This window comes from Citrobacter sp. FP75 (genome assembly GCF_018342065.1).
In the GTDB taxonomy this organism is placed as follows: Bacteria; Pseudomonadota; Gammaproteobacteria; order Enterobacterales; family Enterobacteriaceae; genus Citrobacter.
On sequence record NZ_JAFDOE010000001.1, the window covers coordinates 1,162,484 to 1,188,721 of the forward strand.

The 26,238-nt window shown below is 51.3% G+C and carries 27 protein-coding genes; 20 read left to right on the plus strand and 7 right to left on the minus strand.

The window, feature by feature from the left end; genetic code table 11:
- Positions 1–20 precede the first annotated feature (20 nt).
- From JQ822_RS05740 to pspF, 4 genes are all read right to left on the minus strand, one after another.
- Complete coding sequence (locus JQ822_RS05740) at positions 21–650, minus strand: helix-turn-helix transcriptional regulator (protein WP_213132627.1); 630 nt, start codon at positions 648–650, stop codon at positions 21–23.
- A 123-nt stretch (positions 651–773) separates the two neighbouring features.
- Positions 774–1,742, minus strand: coding sequence for a threo-3-hydroxy-L-aspartate ammonia-lyase (locus JQ822_RS05745; RefSeq protein ID WP_213132628.1), 969 nt, complete (start codon positions 1,740–1,742; stop codon positions 774–776).
- 27 nt (positions 1,743–1,769) lie between these two features.
- Positions 1,770–2,165, minus strand: a complete 396-nt coding sequence (locus tag JQ822_RS05750; protein ID WP_213132629.1) for a RidA family protein — start codon at positions 2,163–2,165, stop codon at positions 1,770–1,772.
- A 177-nt stretch (positions 2,166–2,342) separates the two neighbouring features.
- On the minus strand, positions 2,343–3,332 hold the full coding sequence (pspF, locus tag JQ822_RS05755) for a phage shock protein operon transcriptional activator (protein WP_213132630.1): 990 nt from the start codon (positions 3,330–3,332) through the stop codon (positions 2,343–2,345).
- 155 nt (positions 3,333–3,487) lie between these two features.
- Between pspF and pspA the strand changes: the two genes are divergently transcribed.
- From pspA to JQ822_RS05830, 15 genes are all read left to right on the plus strand, one after another.
- Positions 3,488–4,156 (plus strand): phage shock protein PspA, encoded by a 669-nt coding sequence (pspA, locus tag JQ822_RS05760; RefSeq protein WP_135321973.1) that lies wholly within the window; start codon positions 3,488–3,490, stop codon positions 4,154–4,156.
- A gap of 54 nt (positions 4,157–4,210) precedes the next feature.
- Positions 4,211–4,435 (plus strand): envelope stress response membrane protein PspB, encoded by a 225-nt coding sequence (pspB, locus tag JQ822_RS05765; protein ID WP_135321972.1) that lies wholly within the window; start codon positions 4,211–4,213, stop codon positions 4,433–4,435.
- Positions 4,435–4,794, plus strand: a complete 360-nt coding sequence (pspC, locus tag JQ822_RS05770) for an envelope stress response membrane protein PspC (protein WP_213132631.1) — start codon at positions 4,435–4,437, stop codon at positions 4,792–4,794. Before pspB ends, pspC begins: the two co-directional genes overlap by 1 nt.
- Positions 4,795–4,802: 8 nt before the next feature.
- Complete coding sequence (gene pspD, locus JQ822_RS05775) at positions 4,803–5,033, plus strand: phage shock protein PspD (protein ID WP_213132632.1); 231 nt, start codon at positions 4,803–4,805, stop codon at positions 5,031–5,033.
- 164 nt (positions 5,034–5,197) lie between these two features.
- Entirely contained in the window at positions 5,198–6,907 is a 1,710-nt protein-coding gene (locus JQ822_RS05780) for a sugar phosphorylase (RefSeq protein ID WP_213132633.1), read from the plus strand.
- A gap of 13 nt (positions 6,908–6,920) precedes the next feature.
- Positions 6,921–8,213, plus strand: coding sequence for an ABC transporter substrate-binding protein (locus JQ822_RS05785; protein WP_213132634.1), 1,293 nt, complete (start codon positions 6,921–6,923; stop codon positions 8,211–8,213).
- 20 nt (positions 8,214–8,233) lie between these two features.
- Complete coding sequence (locus JQ822_RS05790) at positions 8,234–9,115, plus strand: carbohydrate ABC transporter permease (RefSeq protein ID WP_135321967.1); 882 nt, start codon at positions 8,234–8,236, stop codon at positions 9,113–9,115.
- Complete coding sequence (locus JQ822_RS05795; protein ID WP_213132635.1) at positions 9,102–9,944, plus strand: carbohydrate ABC transporter permease; 843 nt, start codon at positions 9,102–9,104, stop codon at positions 9,942–9,944. The genes JQ822_RS05790 and JQ822_RS05795 overlap by 14 nt, the downstream gene beginning before the upstream one ends.
- A 27-nt stretch (positions 9,945–9,971) precedes the next feature.
- A complete protein-coding gene (locus JQ822_RS05800) occupies positions 9,972–11,024 on the plus strand; it encodes a zinc-dependent alcohol dehydrogenase (protein ID WP_213132636.1) in 1,053 nt (350 codons plus the stop codon).
- 16 nt (positions 11,025–11,040) lie between these two features.
- Complete coding sequence (locus JQ822_RS05805; protein ID WP_213132637.1) at positions 11,041–11,829, plus strand: sugar phosphate isomerase/epimerase family protein; 789 nt, start codon at positions 11,041–11,043, stop codon at positions 11,827–11,829.
- 10 nt (positions 11,830–11,839) lie between these two features.
- The gene (locus JQ822_RS05810) at positions 11,840–12,895 is read left to right on the plus strand and encodes a Gfo/Idh/MocA family protein (RefSeq protein WP_213132638.1); all 1,056 of its coding nucleotides are present in this window, start codon (positions 11,840–11,842) and stop codon (positions 12,893–12,895) included.
- Entirely contained in the window at positions 12,892–15,168 is a 2,277-nt protein-coding gene (locus JQ822_RS05815) for a glycoside hydrolase family 65 protein (RefSeq protein WP_213132639.1), read from the plus strand. The genes JQ822_RS05810 and JQ822_RS05815 overlap by 4 nt, the downstream gene beginning before the upstream one ends.
- Positions 15,165–15,833: a beta-phosphoglucomutase gene (gene pgmB, locus JQ822_RS05820; protein ID WP_213132640.1), complete on the plus strand. Its 669-nt coding sequence runs from the start codon at positions 15,165–15,167 to the stop codon at positions 15,831–15,833. The genes JQ822_RS05815 and pgmB overlap by 4 nt, the downstream gene beginning before the upstream one ends.
- A gap of 10 nt (positions 15,834–15,843) precedes the next feature.
- The gene (locus JQ822_RS05825; RefSeq protein ID WP_213132641.1) at positions 15,844–16,926 is read left to right on the plus strand and encodes an ABC transporter ATP-binding protein; all 1,083 of its coding nucleotides are present in this window, start codon (positions 15,844–15,846) and stop codon (positions 16,924–16,926) included.
- A gap of 66 nt (positions 16,927–16,992) precedes the next feature.
- Positions 16,993–17,898, plus strand: coding sequence for an OmpG family monomeric porin (locus tag JQ822_RS05830; RefSeq protein ID WP_213132642.1), 906 nt, complete (start codon positions 16,993–16,995; stop codon positions 17,896–17,898).
- A 31-nt stretch (positions 17,899–17,929) separates the two neighbouring features.
- Here JQ822_RS05830 and JQ822_RS05835 read toward each other — a convergent pair whose 3' ends face one another.
- The gene (locus JQ822_RS05835) at positions 17,930–18,940 is read right to left on the minus strand and encodes a LacI family DNA-binding transcriptional regulator (protein WP_213132643.1); all 1,011 of its coding nucleotides are present in this window, start codon (positions 18,938–18,940) and stop codon (positions 17,930–17,932) included.
- Positions 18,941–19,167: 227 nt separating this feature from the next.
- Here JQ822_RS05835 and pspE point away from each other — a divergent pair, with 227 nt between their 5' ends.
- The 4 genes from pspE to tyrR all read left to right on the plus strand — a co-directional run bounded on the left by pspE (position 19,168) and on the right by tyrR (position 23,774).
- Positions 19,168–19,485, plus strand: a complete 318-nt coding sequence (gene pspE / locus JQ822_RS05840; RefSeq protein WP_213132644.1) for a thiosulfate sulfurtransferase PspE — start codon at positions 19,168–19,170, stop codon at positions 19,483–19,485.
- 142 nt (positions 19,486–19,627) lie between these two features.
- Positions 19,628–21,025 carry a YcjX family protein gene (locus JQ822_RS05845; protein WP_213132645.1) on the plus strand — a complete coding sequence of 466 codons (1,398 nt, stop codon included), beginning with the start codon at positions 19,628–19,630 and terminating at the stop codon, positions 21,023–21,025.
- A complete protein-coding gene (locus JQ822_RS05850) occupies positions 21,022–22,083 on the plus strand; it encodes a YcjF family protein (RefSeq protein WP_213132646.1) in 1,062 nt (353 codons plus the stop codon). Before JQ822_RS05845 ends, JQ822_RS05850 begins: the two co-directional genes overlap by 4 nt.
- Positions 22,084–22,229: 146 nt before the next feature.
- Complete coding sequence (tyrR, locus tag JQ822_RS05855; protein WP_213132647.1) at positions 22,230–23,774, plus strand: transcriptional regulator TyrR; 1,545 nt, start codon at positions 22,230–22,232, stop codon at positions 23,772–23,774.
- A 52-nt stretch (positions 23,775–23,826) separates the two neighbouring features.
- On the opposite strand, the gene tpx is transcribed toward tyrR, so the two are convergent.
- Positions 23,827–24,333, minus strand: a complete 507-nt coding sequence (tpx, locus tag JQ822_RS05860) for a thiol peroxidase (RefSeq protein ID WP_213132648.1) — start codon at positions 24,331–24,333, stop codon at positions 23,827–23,829.
- 113 nt (positions 24,334–24,446) lie between these two features.
- Between tpx and ycjG the strand changes: the two genes are divergently transcribed.
- The gene (gene ycjG / locus JQ822_RS05865; RefSeq protein WP_213132649.1) at positions 24,447–25,412 is read left to right on the plus strand and encodes an L-Ala-D/L-Glu epimerase; all 966 of its coding nucleotides are present in this window, start codon (positions 24,447–24,449) and stop codon (positions 25,410–25,412) included.
- On the opposite strand, the gene mpaA is transcribed toward ycjG, so the two are convergent.
- Positions 25,387–26,115: a murein tripeptide amidase MpaA gene (mpaA, locus tag JQ822_RS05870; RefSeq protein WP_213132650.1), complete on the minus strand. Its 729-nt coding sequence runs from the start codon at positions 26,113–26,115 to the stop codon at positions 25,387–25,389. The genes ycjG and mpaA overlap by 26 nt on opposite strands.
- Between the last annotated feature and the right edge of the window lie 123 nt (positions 26,116–26,238).

Here is a 26,238-nt window from a genome sequence, read left to right on the forward strand (position 1 = left end):
ATACTTTCTTATTCGCTCATTTAACGCGCCTGGCGGGCATAAAGGTAGGCGGTAGCCCTGGATACGCCAAGATGCTGCGCCACCGTATCCATAGATTTTCTTACGTTAAGTAAGCCTTCCTGACGTAATTGCTGAATCAGTACCTTTCTGTCTGCCGTTTTTAAGGCTCGCGCCGTCGTTGCGCGTTTGGCGGCAAAGTCATCAATACGCTGGCGAATCACCTCATTACTGCCAGGATCGAGATGTTCGTTCACGGGTGACATTTCGGTTTCTGTAAAGCGGGCAAGCGCGCTCTGCATACCGCGAAACAGCGTCATATCGACATTAAGGCATAGCGCGGCGACATATTTGCCGTCTTCATCCTTGATGCCGATAGAGGTACTTTTTACCGGTCTGCCGTCGGCAAACTGATTGCTGTAGTTGGCAACGATATTTGGAAAGTCAGGCGATGCGATGCGTGCCAGACCCAGCTCTGTTGCTGGCTGACCGGGTTTACGTCCGGAAAGATTATTGTGTATGGCCAAAATCGCATGTTCAGGATTCTTGAGGTCATGAACAACCACTTCACAAAAAGGGGCAAAGGTATCGCTTAGCCCTCTGGCGATAGTGTCAATTTGGTTGAGCAGCGTGTTATCGTCGTTTTTTGGCATGCCAGTCTCCTGCAGTGATGCCTGTTGCCATTATTGCGCGCAGTTTACAGCGTCCTTACAGCGTTTTTCCAGACGGGAATGAGTAGACAGGGATCGGGTATCTGCAATCAGATACCCGATTTATCATCCAGCGAGGAATTCACTGTAGCGACTGATATCAACGTTCCCACCGCTAATAATAATGCCGATTTTCTTTCCGTGAAGTTCAGCCTTACGCGCTCTCGCGGCAGCAAAACCAAGACAGCCAGTGGGCTCGACGACGATTTTTATTCGCTCAGCGAAAAACTTCATCGCATTAACTAATTCAGAGTCTGAAACAGTCAGTATATCGTTTACATTTTTTTGGATCAGCGGAAACGTATAATGCCCAAGGTGTTGGGTCTGTGCGCCATCCGCAATGGTTTTCGGCGTATCGATGTGAACGATGCTGCCGCTGCGAAACGACTGTTGGCCATCGTTACCGGCCTCTGGCTCTACACCATAGATGATGCAGTCCGGAGACAGTTCTCGAGCTGCCAGTGCGGAACCGGATAGCAGGCCTCCGCCTCCCAGGCAGACGAAAAGCACGTCCAGCGGACCCACTTCTTCGATCAGTTCTTTCGTCGCGGTACCTTGACCTGCAATAACATGCGGATGATCGTAAGGGGGGATTAGCGTCAGCCCCTGTTTTTCTGCCAGATCCCGACCAATTTTTTCTCGATCTTCGGTATAGCGGTCGTAAATCACAACATTTCCTCCATACCCTTTCGTGGCTGCAACTTTGGCTGCCGGCGCATCATGCGGCATGATAATTGTTGCCGGAATGCCAAGCAATTTTGCGGACAGAGCGATGGCTTGCGCATGATTCCCGGAAGAAAATGTCACGACCCCGGCAGCTCGCTGTTGCGGCGTAAACTGGCGTAGCGCATTCATTGCTCCGCGAAACTTGAACGCACCCATCCTCTGGAGGTTTTCGCATTTAAAGAAGATATCAGCACTAAATTCTTCATTGACCGTTCGCGATGTCATTACCGGCGTCTGGTTAGCGTAACCTTTGATGCGTTCAGCCGCAGCGGCAATATCGTTATAATCAGGAAGTGTTATTTCACTCATGTTTGTTCACCTGTATGCCGTTAAATGTCATGCCTGTTGTGCTAACGCAACCGCTTCAATTTCTACGGCAAAGCCGTAATGAAGCTCTGATACGCCAGCGACAGCGCGGGCAGGGCGGAAATCACCGATCCACTCGCCATAGATTCGATTAAACGTCGGCCACTGGCTGATATCCGTCACGTAGACGCGCACTGACACCAGTTGCTGACGAGAAACGCCCGCACCAGCCAGACAAGCATCAACATTCTGTAGCGCCAGTCTGGTCTGATCTTCAAATGAAGCATCTGCTTTTTTTTCGCCCTCAATGGTGACTGGCAACTGCCCTGAAATGAAGACGAACCCCCCGGCAGTCACACTATGTGAGTAATGGCCCGCAGGTGGGAAACTGTCGGTGGTTGAATTCAGTGTAATGTTTGTGGACATAAACGAATCTCCTGGCGTAATGAATAAGTCAATTTGTATAAAATAATACTGTTTGTATTGTTTTATACACCATTGCTTTATTTTCAGCCAGTGCCCGTTTTCACTTCAGGTGATCGTTAAGTCAATATCATCCACATAACACGGGCGCAAGTGTGGGCGATTGGTGTCGAGGAACCGCTAAATCTGATGCTTTTTGAGCAATGCGCGTAGCTGGTGGTAGGTCAGACCGAGCAATTCAGCCGCCTTTTTCTGATTGAACTTTGCCTGCTGCAGGCTGGTTTGCAAAAATTCCTTTTCTTGTTGCTGCTGAAAATCGCGCAGATCCAGCGGTAATGTTACAGATGCCTGTCCGTTTTCCTGCGCCTGAGGCTGCACGGCCTGACGTTTGAAAGGGTCAATCACGACCTCATCCAACGGAAACTCGCTGGTGCCATGGCGGTAAACGGAGCGCTCGACGACGTTTTTCAGTTCACGAATATTGCCCGGCCAACGGTAATGTAGAAGTGTCTCTCTGGCCTGTGCGCTAAAACCCGGAAACAGCGGTAAGCCGATCTCGCGGCACATCTGAATGGCAAAATGCTCGGCCATTAACATGATGTCGCTTTGGCGCTCCCTTAACGGTGGGAGTTGCACCACATCGAAGGCCAGTCTGTCGAGCAGATCCGCGCGAAACGTGCCTTCACTGACCATCTGGGGTAGATCGGCGTTGGTTGCGCAGACCAGACGCACGTTGACCTGCAGCGGTTGGCTGCCGCCAACCCGCTCCAGCTCCCCATACTCGATCACGCGCAGTAACTTTTCCTGTACCAACATCGGGGCGGTTGCCAGTTCATCAAGAAACAGCGTCCCGCCATCGGCGCGTTCAAAGCGTCCGGGATGGCGTTTTTGTGCGCCGGTAAAGGCGCCCGCTTCGTGACCGAACAGTTCTGAATCGAGTAAGTTTTCATTGAGCGCCGCACAGTTCAGCGAAATAAATGGCCCCTGCCAGCGCGAGGAGAGGTAATGCAGGCGGTTGGCGATCAGCTCTTTACCGGTTCCTCGTTCACCGATCACCAGCACCGGCTTATCCAGCGGCGCCAGCTGAGAAACCTGCTCCAGTACCTCAATGAAACTGTTGGCTTCGCCGAGGAGATTGTCTTTGTATTCTGCCATGATGAAATTCACCATTTGTTAGTGTTATTCACCAATGTATCCTAAATTTGATATCAGGTAAAATTAACAATTCTTTTTATAATCAATGAATTGAAAAGTTGGCATGTAATCTGCAATAGCACAGCAGCAGGGCATCGCCCGATATCAGAACAGTAAGTGAGGATTACATTATGGGTATTTTTTCTCGTTTTGCCGACATCGTGAACGCCAACATTAATGCGTTGCTGGAAAAGGCTGAAGATCCGCAGAAGCTGGTGCGGTTAATGATTCAGGAAATGGAAGACACGTTGGTTGAGGTACGTTCCAACTCGGCGCGCGCGCTGGCGGAAAAGAAACAGTTATCCCGCCGTATCGAACAGGCTACCGCGCAACAGGTTGAATGGCAGGAAAAAGCGGAGCTGGCGCTGCGCAAAGAGAAAGAAGATTTGGCGCGCTCTGCCTTAATTGAAAAGCAGAAGCTCACCGACTTGATTACCTCTCTGGAACATGAAGTGACGCTGGTTGATGACACGCTGTCACGTATGAAAAAAGAGATTGGTGAGCTGGAGAATAAACTCAGCGAAACCCGTGCTCGTCAGCAGGCGTTGACGCTGCGTCATCAGGCCGCCAGTTCTTCTCGTGACGTTCGCCGTCAACTGGACAGCGGTAAGCTGGATGAAGCAATGGCACGCTTTGAGTCTTTTGAGCGTCGTATCGACCATATGGAAGCCGAAGCTGAAAGCCATAACTTCGGTAAGCAAAAATCGCTGGATCAGCAATTCGCCGACCTGAAAGCGGATGATGAAATCAGCGTGCAGTTGGCACAGTTGAAAGCCAAAATGCAGCAAGACAAGCAATAATAATATCTGGCGGCGCCCGAACGCGCCGCCGCTCATCACCTGTAAGGAGTACTCATGAGCGCGCTATTTCTGGCCATCCCGTTAACCATTTTTGTGCTGTTTGTTTTACCGATTTGGTTATGGCTGCATTACAGCAACCGTTCCAGTCGCGGCGAATTGTCGCAAAGCGAACAGCAGCGTTTAGTGGAACTCAACGCTGAAGCGCAGCGCATGCGTGAGCGTATTCAGACGCTGGAAGACATTCTGGATGCTGAACATCCTAACTGGAGGGACCGCTAATGGGAGGCGTTAACCTGAACAAAAAATTGTGGCGTATTCCGCAGCAGGGCATGGTGAAAGGCGTCTGTGCAGGTATCGCGCAATATCTCGACGTGCCGGTGAAGCTGGTACGGATTCTGGTGGTACTGTCGATTTTCTTTGGTCTGGCCTTTTTCACTTTCATCGCCTATATCGTACTGACCTTTGTTCTGGACCCGATGCCGGACAATGTGGCAACCGGTGAACAGCAGCCGTCCAGCGGTGAACTGTTGGATGCCGTCGACCGTGAACTGGCGGCAAGTGAAAATCGTTTGCGTGAAATGGAACGTTATGTGACGTCAGATACCTTCACATTGCGTAGCCGCTTTCGTCAATTGTGAGGATTGAGATGAACAATCGCTGGCAACGAGCCGGGCAGAGGGTGAAGCCGGGCTTTAAAATAGCAGGCAAGCTGGTTCTTTTTACGGCACTTCGCTACGGTCCAGCGGGCGTGGCCGGATGGGCGGTAAAATCCGTCGCCCGCCGTCCGCTGAAAATGTTGCTGGCGCTGGTACTGGAACCGTTATTGAGTCGGGCAGCGGCAAAATTGTCGAAACGCTATTCCGGCAATCAATCCTGATATCCGAAACAACAAAAGCAAGCAACAATTAATCAACATTCCCTCAGTTAATTTGCGGCAGCTCACAAATACGATTTTTTGGCTGCCAAAATTCTTTTATAACCCCCCTCCAGAACACCTACCCGGATTGACAGCTTATTTTCTCCAGAGTAGTCTCTTGCTTCATGGGACCGCTACCACGGAAAATTAAGGTGAATCACAAAATCCAAAAATGTTTGACTGAAGTCTATGGAGAAGCATTTACGCCGCTTCACTATGAAGCGCTGATTTCGCGTTTAGAAAAGTCGCAAAAATTAATTGCAAAAGCACGTAAAACGCATTGGGATGAGAGCGATGTCGTTCTGATTACCTATGCCGATCAATTTTCTGCTGCAGACAAAAAACCACTCCCGACGTTTAATCAGTTTTACAATGAATGGCTTAAGTCGACATTTTCGCATGTCCATTTGTTACCGTTTTATCCGTGGTCATCGGATGATGGTTTTTCAGTGATTGATTACCATCAGGTTGCCGAAGAAACAGGGGACTGGGAAGATATTAAGCAATTAGGTCAATCCAGTCGTCTGATGTTTGATTTTGTTTGTAATCATATATCAGCCAAAAGTGGATGGTTTAATAATTATTTACAACAGATAGACGGTTATGAAAATTTCTTTATTGCGATGGTACCGGATACGGACCTGAGTAACGTAACGCGTCCCCGCGCATTACCTTTACTCTCACCATTTACGCTGAAAGATAATACGGTGCGTCATTTGTGGACGACGTTCAGCGACGACCAGATTGATCTCAACTACGAGAATCCGTTGGTTTTGCTGGCAATGGTCGACGTGCTGCTGAGCTATCTTGAACAGGGTGCAGACTACGTTCGTCTGGATGCCGTTGGCTTCATGTGGAAAGAGCCTGGCACCAGCTGTATCCATCTGGAAAAAACACATCAGTTAATTAAATTATTCCGCGCGATTGCTGACTGTGCAGCACCTGGTACCGCCATCATCACAGAAACGAACGTTCCGCATAAGGATAATATTTCCTACTTTGGCAATGGACGGGATGAAGCGCACATGGTGTACCAGTTCTCGCTACCGCCGCTGGTGCTTCATGCCGTACAACGACAGGATACAACGGTGCTGTGCCAATGGGCGCAATCACTGACGTTGCCATCCCACGAAACCACCTGGTTTAATTTTTTGGCATCACATGACGGTATAGGACTAAATCCATTACGGGGCCTGTTACCCGAAGACGAAATTTTGCAACTGGTCACGGAACTACAGCAGGAAGGTGCGCTCGTTAACTGGAAAAATAACCCTGATGGCAGTCGCAGTCCGTACGAAATTAACGTGACATATATGGATGCGCTAACACCGGGTAATAGCAGTGATGCTGAAAGAATTGCTCGCTTTGTTCTTGCGCACGCCATTTTACTGAGTTTTCCGGGAGTGCCTGCAATTTATATCCAAAGTATTCTGGGTTCACGTAATGATTACAAGAACGTGGAAGAACTGGGATACAATCGGGCAATTAACCGCAAAAAATATCAGATAAGACAAATAGGCACGGAACTGGCAGATGAAACCAGTTTACGTCACGCTATTTATCATGAGTTATCCCGATTAATCGTTTTGCGACGCAGTAATAAAGCCTTTCACCCTGATAGTAATTTTGATGTTAATAGTATTACGCCGACCGTGATGCAAATTAAACGCACGGCAGAAACGGGCGAAGAAATTATCTGTTTATTTAATGTTAGTGACCAACCTCAAACCATTAAGATTGATATTGAAAATGGATTTGATTTGATTGGTGAAATTAATGTTTCGGCTGGGGAATTAACACTACACGCCTGGCAGGTTATGTGGGTTAAAAGATAACAAGGAATATTTCATGCTTAAAACAAAAATTGTGCTGTTATCAGCACTGGTGTCCTGCGCCTTGATATCAGGGTGCAAAGATGATGATAAATCCTCGGTCGCTATTGAATTTATGCACTCTTCGGTAGAACAGGAGCGACAGGCGGTCATTGCGAAACTGATTGAGCGCTTTGAAAAAGAGAACCCTGGCATCACCGTCAAACAGGTGCCTGTCGAAGAGGATGCCTATAACACCAAAGTGATAACTCTGGCGCGTAGTGGTTCGCTACCTGAGGTGATTGAAACCAGCCATGACTACGCCAAAGTTATGGATAAAGAGTCGCTGATTGATCGCAACGCTGTCGATAAGGTAATCAACAGCGTGGGGGAAGGGGCTTTTTATGACGGTGTGCTGCGTATTGTGCGCACCGAAGATGGTACCGCGTGGACCGGGGTTCCGGTCAGTGCGTGGATTGGCGGGATCTGGTATCGCAAAGACGTGCTGGCAAAAGCCGGTTTGCAAGAGCCGACAAACTGGCAGCAACTGGTGGATGTGGCACAAAAATTAAACGATCCAGCCAACAAGAAATATGGTATTGCGCTGCCAACGGCGGAAAGCGTTTTGACCGAACAGTCTTTCTCTCAGTTCGCGCTGTCTAACCAGGCCAACGTATTTGATGGGCAGGGAAAGATAACGCTTGATACCCCAGAGATGACACAGGCGCTGCAATATTACCGCCAGCTCGCAATGAACACGATGCCAGGCTCTAACGACATTATGGAAGTTAAAGACGCTTTCATGAACGGTACGGCGCCGATGGCTATTTATTCCACCTACATTCTGCCTGCAATTATTAAAGAGGGTGATCCCCAAAATATTGGCTTTGTGGTGCCGACGGAAAAAACATCCGCGGTATACGGCATGCTGACATCGCTCACTATTACTGCGGGTCAGAAAACGGAAGAGACAGAAGCGGCGGAAAAGTTTGTCACCTTTATGGAGCAGGCCGACAACATTGCTGACTGGGTCATGATGTCTCCCGGCGCGGCCTTACCGGTGAATAAAGCCGTGGTGAATACGGCGACATGGAAAGACAACGATGTAATTAATGCGTTGGGTGAATTGCCTAATCAGTTGATTGCCGAACTGCCAAATATTCAGGTGTTTGGTGCTGTAGGCGATAAAAACTTTACCCGCATGGGCGATGTTACCGGCTCCGGTGTTGTCAGTACCATGGTGCATAACGTCACGGTAGGAAAAGCCGATCTTTCAACGACTATCAAGGCCAGCCAGATAAAACTGGATGACCTCGTTGAACAGCGCTGATGGGGAAGTGGAAAGCCGTGATGAATAAGTTTTTTTCAGGCCGTTCTGATATGCCATTCGCCATGCTGCTGTTGGCGCCCAGTTTGCTTTTACTGGGTGGTTTAGTGGCATGGCCGATGATTTCTAACATCGAAATAAGCTTTATGCGCCTGCCGCTCAATCCACAAATTGAATCCACGTTTGTCGGTCTGAGCAACTACATCCGAATCCTGTCCGATCCCGGGTTCTGGCATTCGTTGTGGATGACGGTCTGGTATACCGCGCTGGTGGTGGCGGGAAGCACGGCGCTGGGGCTGGGCGTGGCGATGTTCTTTAACCGCGAGTTTCGCCTGCGCAAAACGGCGCGTTCACTGGTGATCCTCTCTTACGTGACGCCATCCATTTCGCTGGTGTTTGCCTGGAAGTACATGTTCAACAACGGCTACGGCATTGTGAACTACCTCGGCGTCGATCTGCTGCATCTCTACGATCAGGCGCCGCTGTGGTTCGACAATCCCGGCAGCAGTTTTGCCCTGGTCGTGTTGTTCGCCATCTGGCGCTACTTCCCGTATGCGTTTATCTCGTTTCTGGCCATTTTGCAGACGATCGACAAATCACTGTACGAAGCTGCGGAAATGGACGGCGCGAACGCCTGGCAACGGTTTCGCATCGTCACGCTGCCCGCGATTATGCCGGTGCTGGCGACCGTGGTTACGCTACGTACCATCTGGATGTTCTACATGTTTGCCGACGTTTATCTACTGACCACCAAAGTCGATATTCTCGGGGTGTATCTCTATAAAACAGCGTTTGCATTTAACGACTTAGGTAAAGCAGCAGCGATCTCTGTGGTCCTCTTCGTCATTATTTTCGCTGTGATCCTGCTGACCAGAAAACGGGTGAACCTCAATGGCAACAAATAAGCGCACGCTTGGCCGCATTGGCTTTTACTGTGGATTAGCCGTCTTTTTGGTCATCACGCTATTTCCCTTCTTTGTGATGCTGATGACCTCATTTAAAAGCGCGAAAGAGGCGATTTCGTTACATCCCACGCTGCTACCACAGCAATGGACGCTGGAACATTACATCGACATCTTTAACCCGATGATCTTCCCGTTTGTTGATTACTTCCGTAATAGCCTGGTGGTGTCGGTAACCTCATCGGTGGTGGCCGTTTTTCTTGGGATCCTCGGCGCTTACGCCTTGTCGCGCTTGCGTTTTAAAGGACGGATGACCATCAACGCCAGCTTTTACACGGTGTACATGTTCTCCGGGATCCTGCTGGTGGTGCCATTGTTCAAAATCATTACCGCGCTCGGGATCTATGACACCGAAATGGCGTTGATTATCACCATGGTCACCCAGACGCTACCGACGGCTGTGTTCATGCTGAAGAGTTACTTCGACACGATCCCGGATGAAATTGAAGAAGCGGCGATGATGGATGGTTTGAATCGTCTGCAAATCATCTTTCGCATTACCGTGCCGCTGGCGATGTCCGGGCTGGTTTCGGTGTTTGTTTACTGCTTTATGGTGGCATGGAATGACTATCTTTTTGCGTCGATTTTTCTCTCCAGTGCCAGCAATTTCACCTTACCGGTTGGTCTGAACGCGCTGTTCAGCACCCCTGACTATATCTGGGGGCGCATGATGGCCGCGTCGTTAGTGACTGCATTGCCGGTCGTCATTATGTATGCACTTTCCGAACGTTTTATTAAGAGTGGTTTGACCGCAGGTGGCGTGAAAGGCTAAGCGGCCAGTTTAATTAAGGAGTTGTAAATGAAAAAGTTAGTTGCCACAGAACCGCGCGTCGCGGCATTGGTGGAATATGAAGATCGCGCGGTTGCAGCCCATGAAGTGAAAGTCCGTGTCCGCTTTGGCGCCCCAAAACATGGCACCGAAGTGGTTGATTTCCGCGCTGCCAGCCCGTTTATCGATGAAGATTTCAACGCCGAGTGGCAAATGTTTATGCCGCGTCCGGAAAGTGCGCCGCGCGGCATTGAATTTGGCAAATTCCAGCTTGGCAACATGGTGGTGGGCGATGTTATTGAATGCGGCAGCGATGTGACCGATTACGCCGTGGGCGACTCTGTTTGCGGCTACGGCCCGCTGGCTGAGACGGTTATCTTTAACGCGGTGAACAACTACAAACTGCGCAAAATGCCGGAAGGCAGTTCGTGGAAAAATGCCGTGTGCTATGACCCGGCACAGTTCGCCATGAGCGGTGTGCGTGATGCCAATGTGCGCGTGGGCGATTTTGTGGTCATCGTGGGGTTAGGGGCGATTGGTCAGATCGCGGTGCAGCTGGCGAAGAAAGCGGGCGCGTCGGTCGTGATTGGCGTCGATCCTATTGCGCATCGCTGTGACATTGCCCGTCGTCATGGGGCGGATTTCTGTCTTAACCCGATTGGCACGGACGTGGGTAAAGAGATCAAAACGCTGACCGGCAAGCAGGGCGCAGATGTAATTATCGAAACCAGCGGGTATGCGGATGCGCTGCAATCAGCGTTACGCGGCCTGGCCTATGGTGGAACGCTCTCCTATGTCGCGTTTGCTAAGCCTTTTGCAGAAGGCTTCAACCTGGGCCGTGAAGCGCATTTCAACAATGCCAAAATCGTCTTCTCTCGCGCCTGCAGTGAACCTAATCCTGATTATCCGCGCTGGAGCCGCAAGCGTATTGAGGAGACCTGCTGGGAACTGCTGATGAACGGTTATCTGAACTGTGAAGAGCTGATTGATCCGGTAGTGACCTTTGCCAGCAGCCCGGAAAGCTATATGCAGTATGTCGACCACCACCCGGAAAAGAGCATCAAAATGGGCGTGACGTTTTAATTAAGGAATACAGAAAATGAAAATTGGAACACAGAACCAGGCTTTTTTCCCCGAAAATATTCTTGAGAAATTCCGTTACATCAAAGAGATGGGGTTTGACGGTTTTGAAATTGACGGCAAATTGCTGGTCAATAATCTTGAGGAAGTTAAAGCGGCTATCAAAGAAACGGGTCTGCCCGTGACCACAGCCTGCGGTGGTTACGACGGTTGGATCGGTGATTTTATTGAAGAGCGCCGCCTGAACGGTTTACAGCAGATCACCCGCATCCTGGAAGCACTGGCGGAAGTGGGTGGTAAAGGCATTGTTGTTCCGGCTGCATGGGGCATGTTTACCTTTCGCTTACCGCCGATGACCTCGCCGCGTAGCCTGGAAGGCGATCGCAAAATGGTAAGTGATTCGCTGATATATCTCGATAAAGTAGCAGAACGCACCGGAACGGTGGTGTATCTGGAGCCGCTCAACCGCTATCAGGACCATATGATTAATACCCTGGCTGATGCCCGGCGTTATATCGTGGAAAACAACCTGAAGCATGTGCAAATCATCGGTGATTTTTACCATATGAACATCGAAGAAGATGATATAGCACAGGCACTGCACGATAACCGCGATCTGCTGGGGCATGTGCATATCGCCGATAATCATCGCTACCAGCCAGGGACCGGTACGCTGAATTTTGCCGCGCTGTTTGACCAACTGCGTGAAGATAATTACCAGGGATACGTGGTGTACGAAGGGCGCGTACGGGCAGAGAACCTGCCGGATGCTTACCGTCGGTCGCTGGCCTGGCTGCGAACCTGTTAAGAGGATTTCCGTGAAAAGTGCAATGACAAGCTCTCCGCTTCGCGTCGCCATTATTGGTGCCGGGCAGGTGGCGGATAAAGTTCATGCTTCGTACTACTGCACCCGCAACGATCTGGAACTGGTGGCTGTCTGCGACAGCCGCCTGTCACAGGCTCAGGGGCTTGCAGAGAAATACGGCAATCCGCAGGTTTGGGACGATCCTCAGACGATGTTACGCGACGCTAAGCCAGATATCGTCAGCATCTGTTCACCCAATCGCTTCCATTATGAACACACGCTGCTGGCGTTGAACGCCGGGTGTCATGTGATGTGCGAGAAACCCCCGGCAATGACGCCAGACGAAGCGCTGGAAATGTGTAAAACGGCGCGTCGGATGGGGAAAGTGCTGGCTTATGATTTTCATCATCGTTTCGCACTGGATACACAAATCTTACGTGAGCAGGTAATGAGCGGCGTGCTGGGTGAAATTTATGTCACCAATGCCCGCGCATTGCGTCGCTGCGGTGTACCCGGCTGGGGAGTTTTTACCAACAAGGAATTACAGGGCGGCGGACCGCTGATTGATATCGGTATCCATATGCTTGATGCCGCCATGTATGTACTGGGGTTTCCGGCGGTAAAACGCGTTAGCGCACACAGCTATCAACGCATTGGTACGCGTAAGAACAGCGGCCAGTTTGGGGAATGGGATCCCGCAACGTATACCGTTGAGGATTCATTATTTGGCACGATTGAATTTCATAACGGCGGTATCCTGCGCCTGGAAACCTCTTTTGCGCTGAATATTCCAGAACAATCCGTCATGAACGTGAATTTTTGTGGCGATCTTGCGGGGGCAACACTGTTCCCGGCGCAGGTTTATACCGATCGTGATGGGACGCTGGACGTTTTACTCCAGCGAGAAATAGCCGATGACAATCGTCATTATCGCAGCATGGAAGCCTTCGTGAATCATGTTCTGGGCGAGCCTGTCGCTATTGCTGACGCAGAGCAGGGCGTCGTTATTCAACAATTGGTGGCGGCGCTTTACGAGTCGGCTGAGAAAGGGATGTCTGTGGAATTATGATGAAGCCAGTAACGTTAACCGAACCGACTTTTTGCCCACACAGTTTGAATAAATTCGCGTCACTCATGACGATCGGCAATGGTTACATGGGGATTCGCGCCAGCCACGAAGAAGCCTATACCTTACAGACTCGTGGCATGTATCTTGCGGGGTTGTATCATCGGGCGGGTAAAAGCGAAATTAATGAACTGGTCAATTTGCCTGATGTGGTCGGTGTGGAGATCGTGCTCAATGGCGAGATTTTCACGCTAAACAGCGGCGTTATTGAGAGCTGGCATCGTGAACTGGATTTTGCCAGCGGGGAATTACGCCGTGCGCTGGTCTGGCGTGCGCCGGGTGGTGCGCGTTTCGCCATCGAAAGCAGGCGCTTTGCTTCTGCACAGCAACTGCCGCTGTTTGCTATGGAAGTCGTCGTTATGCCGCTGGATGCCGATGCCAGCATTGGCATTTCGACTGGTATTGATGCCACGATCACCAATCATGGTCGCCAGCATTTGGATGAAACGCAGGTCCGGGTTTTTGGTCAGCATCTTTTGCAAGGCATTTACACGACCCAGGACAATCGCAACGATATCGCCATCACCGCGTATTGTGATGTAGACGGTGCGGCACAGCGTTGCTTCACCGCGAAAGAGCGTCGGTTGTTACAGCACAATACCATTCACGCGAAAGCCGGACAGCGCGTCACGCTGACGAAAATTTGCCGGGTTGACTGGGCGATCGAACGCAACTTGTCGCTTGAAACCTGGGGGCGTCAGTCGCTGCGCAACCTGGAAGTATGTGCACAGCAGGGCTATGACGCACTGCTGGCGGAGTCAACCGCCAACTGGCATGACTGGTGGCAAAGCCGCCGCGTTCAGGTCACGAGCCTGGATGGGAGCGATCAGCGAGCGCTGGATTATGCGCTGTATCATCTGCGAGTGATGACCCCAGGTCACGATGAACGTAGCAGTATTGCGGCAAAGGGGCTGACGGGGGAAGGGTATAAAGGCCATATATTCTGGGATACCGAAGTTTTCCTGTTACCGTTTCATCTATTCACTGAACCGAACATCGCGAGAAGTTTATTACGTTACCGCTGGCATAATCTGCCGGGCGCACGCGAAAAAGCCCGCCGCAACGGCTGGCTGGGCGCGCTGTTTCCCTGGGAGAGTGCGCGCAGCGGTGAAGAGGAAACGCCAGAGTTTGCGGCGATCAACATCCGCACCGGACTGCGACAGAAAGTGGCCTCCGCACAGGCTGAGCACCACCTCGTGGCGGATATTGCCTGGGCGGTGATCAATTACTGGCATGCCACCGGGGACAAGGACTTCATGTCCAGTGAGGGAATGACGCTGCTACTGGAAACAGCGAAGTTCTGGGTAAGCAGGGCGATCATGGTGAATGAGCGCTTAGAGATCCACGATGTTATTGGCCCGGATGAATACACAGAGCATGTGAACAACAATGCGTTCACCAACTACATGGCCTGGTACAACGTGGAACAGGCGCTGAGTTTCGCTCGTCGACTGGGTTGTAGCGATGAAACGTTTATTCACCGTGCAGAACACTTTTTGCAGCATCTCTGGCGGCCGGACGTTCAGCCCGATGGCGTACTGCCTCAGGATGATTCGTTCCTGAGTAAACCGGCTATCGATCTGTCTCAGTACAAAGCCAACGCCGGCAAGCAGACGATTTTGCTCGATTATTCCCGTGCAGAAGTCAACGAGATGCAAATTCTCAAGCAGGCTGACGTGGTGATGCTGACTTACATGCTGCCGGAGCAATTCAGCCCGCAAACCTGTCTGGCGAACCTGCGTTTTTACGAGCCGCGCACGATTCATGATTCCTCTTTGAGTAAAGCCATCCACGGCATAGTGGCGGCGCGTTGTGGCGATCCCACGCAGGGCTATCGGTTCTGGAAAGAAGGATCGCTTATCGATCTTGGGGACGATCCGCATAGCTGTGATGACGGCATTCATGCGGCGGCAACGGGGGCTATCTGGTTGGGCGCTATTCAGGGATTCGCGGGAGTCAGCGTCCGTCATGGTGAGTTGCATTTGGATCCCGTTTTACCTGCGCACTGGCAGGCACTGTCTTTCCCACTGCGTTGGCAGGGCATCGACATGCAGGTAACCCTCAATGCAACTGAGATCCGTATTGCCAGCGCCGCGCAGATTCACCTGTGGGTGAAGGGAGAAAAGATCTGCCTACAGGGGGAATCCGTTATCAGTTACGACGGATTTATTACATCGGCGAATGGGACCGCTACCACAAAGAAGGACGATAAATGAAACTCAACCCGCAGGCCGTTATTTTCGATTTAGATGGGGTGATTACCGACACCGCGCACCTGCATTTTCTCGCCTGGCAACATATTGCTAACGACGTTGGGATCATGATTGATGAAGCCTTTAATGACACGCTGAAAGGGATCAGTCGCGGTGAATCACTGCAACGTATTTTGCAACATGGCGGGAAAGCAGGGGAGTTTACGCCTGAGGCTTGCGCACAATTGGCCGAGAGAAAAAACCGTCTGTATGTCCATTCTTTGCGCCAGTTAACGGTCAACTCCGTGTTGCCGGGAATTCGCGAGCTGCTGGTTACGCTGCGGGAAATGCAGATTCCTGTGGGATTAGCGTCAGTGTCGCTTAACGCGCCTGCTATTTTGCAGGCGCTGGATATTAGCCACTATTTTGATTTTTGTGCGGATGCGGCACTGATCGGCCGCTCTAAACCCGATCCGGAGATTTTTCTCGCGGCCTGTGCTGGTCTCGGTGTTGATCCGCAGCAGTGCATTGGCATCGAGGATGCACAGGCGGGCATTGATGCTATCAATGCTTGCGGCATGCTCTCCGTTGGCATTGGTACGGGCCTGACCGGGGCAAGTATGCAACTCTCTTCGACCGAACTTCTGACGTGGCCGTGCTTATCGGCTTTCTGGCAACACGACAAGTAAAGGATTCAACATGGCACAGCTTTCGTTGCAACATATTCAAAAAATATACGATAACCAGGTGCACGTCGTTAAAGACTTTAATCTGGAAATTGAAGATAAAGAATTCATTGTTTTTGTTGGCCCTTCTGGCTGTGGGAAGTCAACGACGCTGCGTATGATCGCCGGACTGGAAGAGATCAGCGGTGGCGATCTGCTGATTGACGGTAAGCGGATGAACGATGTGCCGGCAAAGTCACGCAATATCGCCATGGTTTTTCAGAACTACGCGTTATACCCGCACATGACCGTCTATGACAACATGGCGTTTGGCCTGAAAATGCAGAAGATTGACCCGGCTGTCATTGAGGAGCGCGTCAACTGGGCGGCGCAGATCCTTGGACTGCGCGATTACCTGAAGCGTAAACCGGGCGCGTTATCAGGAGGACAGCGCCAGCGTGTGGCACTCGGGCGTGCGATTGTTCGTGAAGCAGGGGTCTTCCTGATGGATGAGCCCTTATCCAACCTCGATGCCAAACTGCGCGTTCAGATGCGGGCGGAAATCAGTAAACTGCATCAGAAACTCAATACCACCATGATTTATGTCACCCATGATCAAACCGAAGCCATGACGATGGCGACGCGGATTGTGATTATGAAAGACGGTATTGTTCAACAGGTTGGCGCGCCAAAAACGGTATATAACCACCCAGCCAATATGTTTGTGGCCGGGTTTATTGGTTCGCCAGCCATGAATTTTATTCGTGGTGCGCTCGATGGCGATAAATTTGTGACAGAAACGCTGAAGTTAACAATTCCGCAAGATAAATTAGATGTATTAAAAGCGCAGGGCTATGAACATCAGGCCGTCACGCTGGGAATACGCCCGGAAGATATTCATCCGCAAATATATAATGAAAACAGCATATCGGCAAAAATTAGCGTAGCGGAATTAACCGGCGCGGAATTTATGCTTTATACCGTTGTTGGGGGGCATGAGTTGGTGGTCCGTGCCGGGGCTATGAATGATTATCACGCAGGAGAAAACATCACCATTCACTTTGATATGGATAAATGCCATTTCTTTGATGCTGAAACCGAAATCGCAATTAAATAATAATTGGGGGATGAATATCCCCCAAAGCTTGGTGCATTTTTAAAAGTATTTTAACAAGGAATAAAAATGAAAACCTTACTGACCTCTACTGCGCTGGTCATGTGCGCAGGAATGGCCTGCGCGCAGGCTGCAGAAAACAATGACTGGCATTTTAATATTGGTGCCATGTATGAAATTGAAAATGTCGAAGGATCTGGCGAAGATATGGATGGTCTGGCCGAACCGTCCGTGTATTTCAATGCGGCAAACGGTCCGTGGAAAATATCCATAGCCTATTATCAGGAAGGGCCGGTTGATTATAGCGAGGGTAAACGCGGTACCTGGTTTGATCGCCCGGAACTGGAAGTTCGTTATCAATTCCTTGAAAGCGATGACCTGAATTTCGGTTTGACCGGCGGTTTTCGTAATTACGGTTATCACTATGTCGATGAACCTGGTAAAGACACCGCTAATATGCAGCGCTGGAAAGTGCAGCCGGATTGGGATGTTAAACTTACCGATGATTTGCGTTTCAGTGGATGGCTGGCGATGTACCAGTTCGTCAATGATTTAAGCACTACGGGTTACTCAGACAGCCGTGTTGAAAGTGAAAGTGGGTTGAATTATACCTTTAACGAAACGGTGGGGCTGACGGTAAATTATTATCTTGAGCGCGGTTTCAATATGGATAAGTCACGTAATAATGGTGAGTTTTCCACCCAGGAAATCCGTGCCTATTTACCTCTGTCATTCGGCAATACCACTCTGACACCGTACACCCGACTGGGCCTCGACCGTTGGTCTAACTGGGACTGGCAGGATGATATGGAACGTGAAGGCCACGATTTCAATCGACTTGGTTTGCTGTATGCGTATGATTTCCAGAATGGTATTTCGATGTCGTTGGAATATGCCTATGAATGGGAAAACCATGACGAAGGCGAGAGTGACAAATTCCATTATGCGGGTATTGGCGTCAACTACGCATTCTAAAACGAACTGGGGCATCATGATGCCCCAGTTTTTACACAAGCGATTCAGTGAGTGATATTTGCGTACTGACTGTAATGTCCTGAAGCCCTTTTTCCCCGGCAATCAGATTGAAGAGTAAATGACAGCTTTGTTCACCTAATTGTTGCGTGGGGACATCAATCCCCCCCGGAACCGGCGTTAGCATAAAAGATAACAATTCATTACTGTAGCCCACAACGGCCAGTTTCTGCGGTATTTTGATGTTTTTCTCAGCCGCCACGCGATATAAACTCATTAATTTTAAACTGTCAGTTGCAAATACTGCATCGGGCAACGGTTGCTGGCTAAGTAATTTCTGCGACGCGAGTAGGGCCGTTTCATGGGTATAGCCTCCATCAATAATCCATTCGTCGCGGACTTCAATATTATGTTCTTGCAGACTGGCTATATAACCGTTAACGCGATCAATGGAAACATGAACGTCAAGCGGCGCGTGCAAGCAGGCAATATTACGGTGACCACTTTCAATGAGCGCATTTGTCAGCGTAATACTGTCGCCGAAGTTGTCGGTGTCGACAGAGTAGACATTGGAATATTCACCTTCTACTTTACCAATCACCACGACTGGGACGTTGTATTTATCCAGTCTTGCAAAAAATGATTCATCAGCCGGAGAGCTCAGCATAATGATACCTTTGATCAATTTTTGCTTAATTTTACTTTCACATTTCTGTAAGTCGTCTTCGGTGCTGCGTGACGTCTGTAATATGACATCAAAACCAACTTCTTCCGCTTTGGCGGTAATCGCATGCAGCACTTCAGAGAAGAATGGGTTACCGGCAGTTGTTTTTGCAGAGCGGGTGGAGATCACCATTATTGCGTCAAACCCGGAGGAGGTGAGTGCACGCGCCAGCTTATTGGGCTGATATTGTAATTCATCAATTGCGCGCAGGACTTTTTCTTTCGCTTCAGGCGAGATATTAGTTTGCTTATTCAGCACGCGCGACACCGTGGATTTTGATACGCCAGCGGCACGTGCAATATCATAAATGGTAGGAGACATAGATCCCAAGCTCCGTCCGAGAGTCAATGGCGCACATATTATGGAGTTAATTGCTGAATGACAACAATCTCAGAGGGTTGACCGCAAAACCAAAGAGTATCTGGCCCACAAATTCGCCCAGGTAGCAATGTACTCTGCTGGCTCATACGATGATAATGCGATCGCAATATTTTCTTAAGATCTGGCGTATAGTCTCTTCTCCATTCAGTGACAGTCAGGAAGATATTATGTTGAGAAAAGGGGTATTTGCGCTAGCGTTGCTCATAGGTATGCCGGTTTTTGCCGCGGAACACTGGATAGATGTCCGCGTACCTGAGCAATACCAGCAGGAGCATATTCAGGGGGCCGTCAACATTCCCTTGAAGGATCTCAAAGCGCAAATCGCATCTGAGGTTCCGGATAAGACCGACACCGTGAAGTTGTACTGTAACTCTGGGCGGCAATCGGGACAGGCAAAAGATATGCTTACCGAGATGGGATACACGCAGGTGACGAACGAAGGGGGGATCAACAGCATTGACCTTCCGAAAGTAGAGACGAAATAATCCGCGTGATTTCCTTCTGATACAGGCGGCATTAATCATGTCGCCTGAAATATTTCAGGTAGTTGATAAATAAGAATTGCCCCCCATCTTTACTTCCTGTTTGTTATAATTTCTATGGTTCCTTCAGCATAACGGGATGGCGATGAAGCGACTTAAAAATGAACTCAATTCGCTGGTTAATCGTGGCGTGGACAGGCATCTGCGTCTGGCCGTCACCGGGCTTAGCCGCAGTGGTAAGACGGCGTTTATCACCGCCATGGTAAACCAGTTACTCAATATTCATGCCGGTGCTCGTTTGCCGCTGCTCAGCTGCGTGCGCGAAGAGCGCCTGCTCGGCGTTAAACGGGTTCCACAACGTGATTTTGGTATTCCGCGCTTTACCTATGATGAAGGACTGGCCCAGCTGTATGGCTCTCCGCCGACCTGGCCGACGCCGACGCGCGGCGTGAGTGAGATTCGCCTGGCGCTGCGTTACAAGTCTAATGACTCGTTGCTGCGCCACTTTAAAGATACCTCCACGTTATACCTCGAAATCGTCGATTATCCGGGTGAATGGCTGCTCGACTTACCGATGCTGGCGCAGGATTACCTGAGCTGGTCGCGGCAAATGACCGGGTTATTACAGGGCCAGCGGGCAGAATGGTCGGCAAAATGGCGGCAGTTAAGTCAGGGGTTAGATCCGTTAGCGCCCGCCGATGAAAATCGTCTGGCAGAAATTGCCGCTGCATGGACGGACTATCTGCATCAGTGTAAGCAGCAGGGGCTGCATTTTATTCAGCCCGGGCGCTTTGTTTTGCCGGGCGATATGGCGGGCGCGCCCGCGCTACAGTTTTTCCCGTGGCCGGATGTTGACGCATATGGCGAATCAAAACTGGCGCAGGCCGATAAACACACCAACGCCGGTATGCTGCGCGAGCGGTTCAATTACTACTGCGAGAAAGTGGTGAAGGGGTTTTATAAGAATCACTTTCTGCGCTTTGACCGCCAGATTGTTCTTGTCGACTGCCTGCAACCGCTCAATAGCGGACCTCAGGCGTTCAATGATATGCGTCTGGCGTTAACGCAGCTGATGCAAAGCTTCCATTATGGACAGCGCACCTTGTTCCGGCGGCTGTTTTCGCCGGTGATCGACAAATTACTGTTTGCCGCCACCAAGGCCGACCACGTGACGGTTGATCAGCACGCCAATATGGTGTCGCTCCTGCAGCAATTGATTCAGGACGCATGGCAAAACGCCGCCTTTGAAGGCATCAGCATGGACTGTCTGGGCCTGGCGTCGGTACAGGCCACCACCAGCGGATTGATCGATGTGAAGGGTGAGAAGATCCCGGCACTGCGCGGGAACCGCCTGAGCGACGGCGCGCCGTTAACCGTTTATCCGGGGGAGGTGCCTGCTCGCTTGCCGGGGCAAGCGTTCTGGGACAGCCAGGGCTTTCAGTTTGAGGCGTTTCGCCCGCAGGTTATGGATGTGGATAAACCCTTACCGCATATTCGTCTTGATGCCGCGCTGGAGTTTTTAATAGGAGATAAATTGCGATGAGCGAGCCGTTAAAACCGCGTATCGATTTCTCAGGTCCGCTGGAAGTGGAACAAAATGCGGCGTTTAAAGCACAGCAAATGTTCAACGACACGGAAGCACAGACGTTTTCTCCGGCAAAGCTGGACGAGCCGCTGGAAGATGAAGGTCAGGCGGAAGCGGTCATCGATGCCGCCTTACGCCCGAAACGAAGCCTGTGGCGCAAGATGGTGATGAGCGGGCTGGCATTGTTTGGCGTCAGCGTTGTCGCCCAGGGTGTGCAGTGGACGATGAATGCCTGGCAGACCCAGGACTGGGTTGCGTTGGGCGGCTGCGCTGCCGGGGCGCTGATCGTAGGTGCGGGCGTGGGTTCGGTGGCGACCGAGTGGCGTCGACTGTGGCGTTTGCGCCAGCGAGCGCACGAGCGTGACGAAGCGCGGGATTTACTGCATAGCCACGGAACGGGCAAAGGTCGCGCGTTTTGTGAAAAACTGGCGCAGCAGGCGGGGATCGATCAGTCTCATCCGGCACTACAGCGCTGGTATGCCTCCATACATGAAACACAAAATGATCGTGAAGTAGTCAGCCTGTATGCCAGTCTGGTACAGCCAGTGCTGGATGCGCAGGCGCGGCGCGAAATCAGCCGCTCTGCGGCGGAATCTACGTTGATGATCGCCGTCAGCCCGCTGGCGCTGGTGGATATGGCGTTTATCGCCTGGCGGAACCTGCGGTTGATTAACCGCATTGCGACGCTGTACGGCATCGAATTGGGTTATTACAGCCGCTTACGCTTGTTCCGTCTGGTGCTGCTGAATATCGCCTTCGCCGGGGCCAGTGAGCTGGTTCGCGAAGTGGGTATGGACTGGATGTCGCAGGATCTGGCGGCTCGCTTATCCACGCGTGCTGCCCAGGGGATTGGTGCCGGCCTGTTAACGGCGCGTTTGGGGATTAAAGCAATGGAACTGTGCCGTCCGCTTCCGTGGATCGACGATGATAAACCGCGTCTCGGTGATTTTCGCCGCCAGTTGATTGGTCAGGTGAAAGAGACCTTACAAAAGAATAAAACCTCGCGAGAAAGTTAAGTAAAAATGGGTGCCGATCGTATAACTTTACGCCCCGGCGCCTAATTTTCCAGCGTGCTGTCAATATTTGTTGACAGAATCCTTCCTGCTAATGAAATACTGGCATATCATCTAACATATGATCCCTTGTTCAGGTGAAGGTTCCCATGCGTCTGGAAGTGTTTTGTGAAGACCGACTTGGTCTGACCCGCGAATTACTCGATTTACTGGTGCTTCGAGGCATTGACTTACGCGGTATCGAGATTGACCCTATCGGGCGAATTTACCTTAATTTTGCGGAACTGGAGTTCACCAACTTCAGCAGCCTGATGGCTGAAATCCGCCGTATTGCTGGGGTTACGGATGTGCGAACCGTGCCCTGGATGCCTTCTGAACGCGAGCACATGGCGCTGAGCGCGCTGCTTGAAGCGCTTCCTGAACCGGTCCTCTCCCTGGACATGAAAAGCAAAGTAGAGATGGCAAACCCGGCAAGTTGCCAGCTTTTTGCTCACACTCAGGATCGCATGCGTAACCACACGGCGGCGCAGTTAATCAATGGCTTTAACTTCCAGCGCTGGCTGGAGAGCAATCCGCAGGATTCCCACAGCGAGCATGTGGTAATTAATGGACAGAATTTCCTGATGGAAATTACCCCCGTCCATTTGCAGGGCGAAAATCAGGAACAGATGTTAACCGGTGCCGTGGTGATGCTGCGTTCCACCATCCGAATGGGTCGTCAATTGCAAAATATGACCACCCAGGATCTGAGCGCATTTAGCCAGATTATTGCCGTCAGCGCCAAAATGAAACACGTGGTAGAGCAGGCGCGTAAGCTGGCGATGCTGAGTGCACCGCTGCTGATTACCGGTAATACCGGAACGGGTAAAGATCTGTTTGCTCATGCCTGCCATCTGGCAAGCCCGCGTGCGGCGAAACCTTATCTGGCGCTGAATTGCGCGTCGATCCCTGAAGATGCGGTTGAAAGCGAACTGTTCGGTCATGCGCCGGAAGGTAAAAAAGGCTTTTTTGAGCAGGCGAACGGCGGTTCAGTGCTGTTGGATGAGATTGGCGAAATGTCGCCGCGTATGCAGACGAAGTTGCTGCGTTTTCTTAACGACGGAACCTTCCGCCGCGTGGGTGAAGATCATGAGGTGCATGTTGATGTGCGAGTGATTTGCGCGACGCAAAAGAATCTGGTGGAGCTGGTGCAGAAAGGCTTGTTCCGTGAAGATCTCTATTATCGTCTAAATGTTCTGACGCTAAATCTGCCGCCGCTGCGCGATTGTCAGCAAGATATTATGCCGCTCACCGAGCTATTTGTGGCGCGTTTTGCCGACGAACAGGGCGTACCGCGTCCGAAGCTGTCTGCCGATCTCAGCACGGTGCTAACCCGCTACGGTTGGCCGGGTAACGTGCGCCAGCTGAAAAATGCTATCTACCGGGCGTTAACCCAGCTTGAAGGCTATGAGCTGCGTCCGCAGGATATTTTATTGCCGGACTATGATGCGGCGACGGTGGCTGTTGGGGAAGAAGTGATGGAAGGGTCGCTGGATGAAATTACCAGCCGCTTTGAACGCTCTGTGCTGACGCAGCTGTATATGAATTATCCCAGCACGCGCAAACTGGCTAAACGGCTTGGTGTTTCTCATACCGCGATCGCCAACAAATTACGTGAGTATGGCCTGAGCCAGCAGAAAAAAAGCGAAGAGTAATGATGTAAATGAAAATGCCTCCGTTCGGAGGCATTTTTGTATTCAGGGCGACTTAGGCTTTCAGTACGTCCAGAGCGGCAGTGTAGTCCGGCTCGTTGGTGATTTCATTGACTAGCTGGCTGAAAATGATGTTGTCATTCTCGTCGATAACCATTACAGCACGCGCGGCCAGGCCTTTCAGCGGGCCTTCGGCGATTTCAACGCCGTAGTTTTTCAGGAATTCCGCGTTACGCAGGGTGGACAGGGTGATCACGTTGCTCAGACCTTCCGCGCCGCAAAAGCGAGAGTGCGCGAATGGCAGGTCGGCGGAGATGCACAGTACGACGGTATTGTCGATTTCTGTCGCCAGTTGGTTAAACTTACGTACCGATGCCGCACATACGCCGGTATCGATGCTTGGGAAAATATTCAGCACTTTGCGCTTACCGGCAAACTGGCCCAGCGTAACGTCAGACAGATCTTTAGCCACAAGGGTAAAAGCCTGCGCTTTGCTACCCGCCTGAGGAATGGAGCCGGCAACGGCAACCGGGTTGCCCTGGAAATGAACGGTTTGTGACATGGTTATCTTCCTGTTTACATATAGTTAACGTCGGGGTTAGTTTATGCCATCAACAGTTAACACGGCAAACGCTATTTGCGGATATCCACTTATGGGCTGTATAAGGAAAATAAATGAGAACAGTTAAGGTATATGAGGAAGCCTGGCCGTTACACACTCCCTTTGTAATTGCCCGTGGGAGCAGGACCGAAGCGCACGTGGTGGTGGTCGAACTGGAAGAAGATGGCGTGAAGGGGATCGGCGAGTGCACGCCGTATCCTCGCTATGGCGAAAGCGATGCTTCGGTACTGGCGCAAATTATGAGTATCGCCCCGCAGCTGGAAAACGGGCTGACTCGCGAAGAATTACAAAAGCTGCTGCCCGCCGGTGCCGCGCGTAATGCCGTTGACTGCGCACTGTGGGATTTAAGCACTCGGCAGCAGCAGAAAACGCTGGCCGGGTTGATTGGTGTCGAGCTAAGTGCGACGGTGACGACGGCCCAGACGGTGGTGATCGGCACGCCGGAACAAATGGCAGCAAGCGCTGCCGCGCTGTGGGAGAACGGGGCTACGCTGCTGAAAGTCAAACTGGATGCCCGCCTGATTAGTGAACGAATGGTCGCCATCCGTGCGGCTGTTCCTGATGCCACGCTGATTGTTGATGCCAATGAATCCTGGCGTGCCGAAGGTCTGGCTGCGCGCTGTCAGCTATTGGCTGATTTAGGCGTTGCCATGCTGGAGCAACCGCTGCCCGCTCAGGATGATGCCGCGCTGGAGAATTTTGTGCACCCGTTGCCCATCTGTGCCGATGAGAGCTGCCATACCCGCAGCAGTCTGAAAGCGCTGCACGGACGCTATGAGATGGTGAACATTAAGCTGGATAAAACCGGCGGCCTGACGGAAGCGCTGGCGCTGGCGACCGAAGCACGCGAACAGGGATTTGCTTTAATGCTGGGATGCATGCTGTGCACATCCCGCGCTATTAACGCCGCCTTGCCGCTTACGCCGCAGGTGAGTTTTGCCGATCTGGACGGTCCGACCTGGCTGGCAAACGACGCACAGCCTGCCTTGTATTTTACGACCGGGCAGCTCCATCTTTAGGGTGCCAGCGCAGCAAATTGGACATCGCCAGCAGGTATTTTTCGCTGGCTTCATCAGAAGAGATGGGGGGGAACTCTGCGGTAATGCAGTGTAAGTTCAGATCGGCACACCAGCTACCGAAGGACCCCGGCGTTTCATAACCCACGCTGGTTACGAGGGGGAGTTCAAATCCCCGCGCCAGCCACTCGCCCAGCTCGCTGTGCCTCGGATCTTCAATACAGGCCAGCGGGTCGTGAAAAGAAACCACCCAGGCGGGGTGAATGCGGTGAATAAGCTGACACAGCGCCTGGGTTTCTGGTTCCGATCCTGGATGCTCACCGGTCAGCAAAACCACATCGCGCTCTTCCGCGCTACTGTTCCAGCGATAGACTGTTTCCCCTGCCTTCCAGTTCGCTGCCGGGAAATTACGGTTGAGATCAACACCGTTAGCATTGGCGCGCAGGCCAAGCTGACACCCGTCTGGATTTACCGCCAGGATAACGTGGTGACGTCGCAGGGAAGGGTTAAGCGTACGCAGGGCGCAGGATAGCGTCACAATTGATGAGTTTTCGTCACCGTGGGTACCCGCCAGTATCAGGCCGCTTTCTCGATCGACTGCTGGCGCAGGAAACCAGATTAGCGGGGCGCCTAACAATGAACGTCCGTAATGTTCGGTTCCTGGCGGAAATGCGCCACGCTCGGCGCGGGGACGGGTAACGGTCATAGTTATCTCTGAATGCAAGAATTGTTACTCGCAGTGTTGTGCAAAATGTATGGATAATCAAATCGTTTTCACACACTTATCTTTTCAGGTGTAATATCACTTTCTTGTCGGAAGTTAATTGCA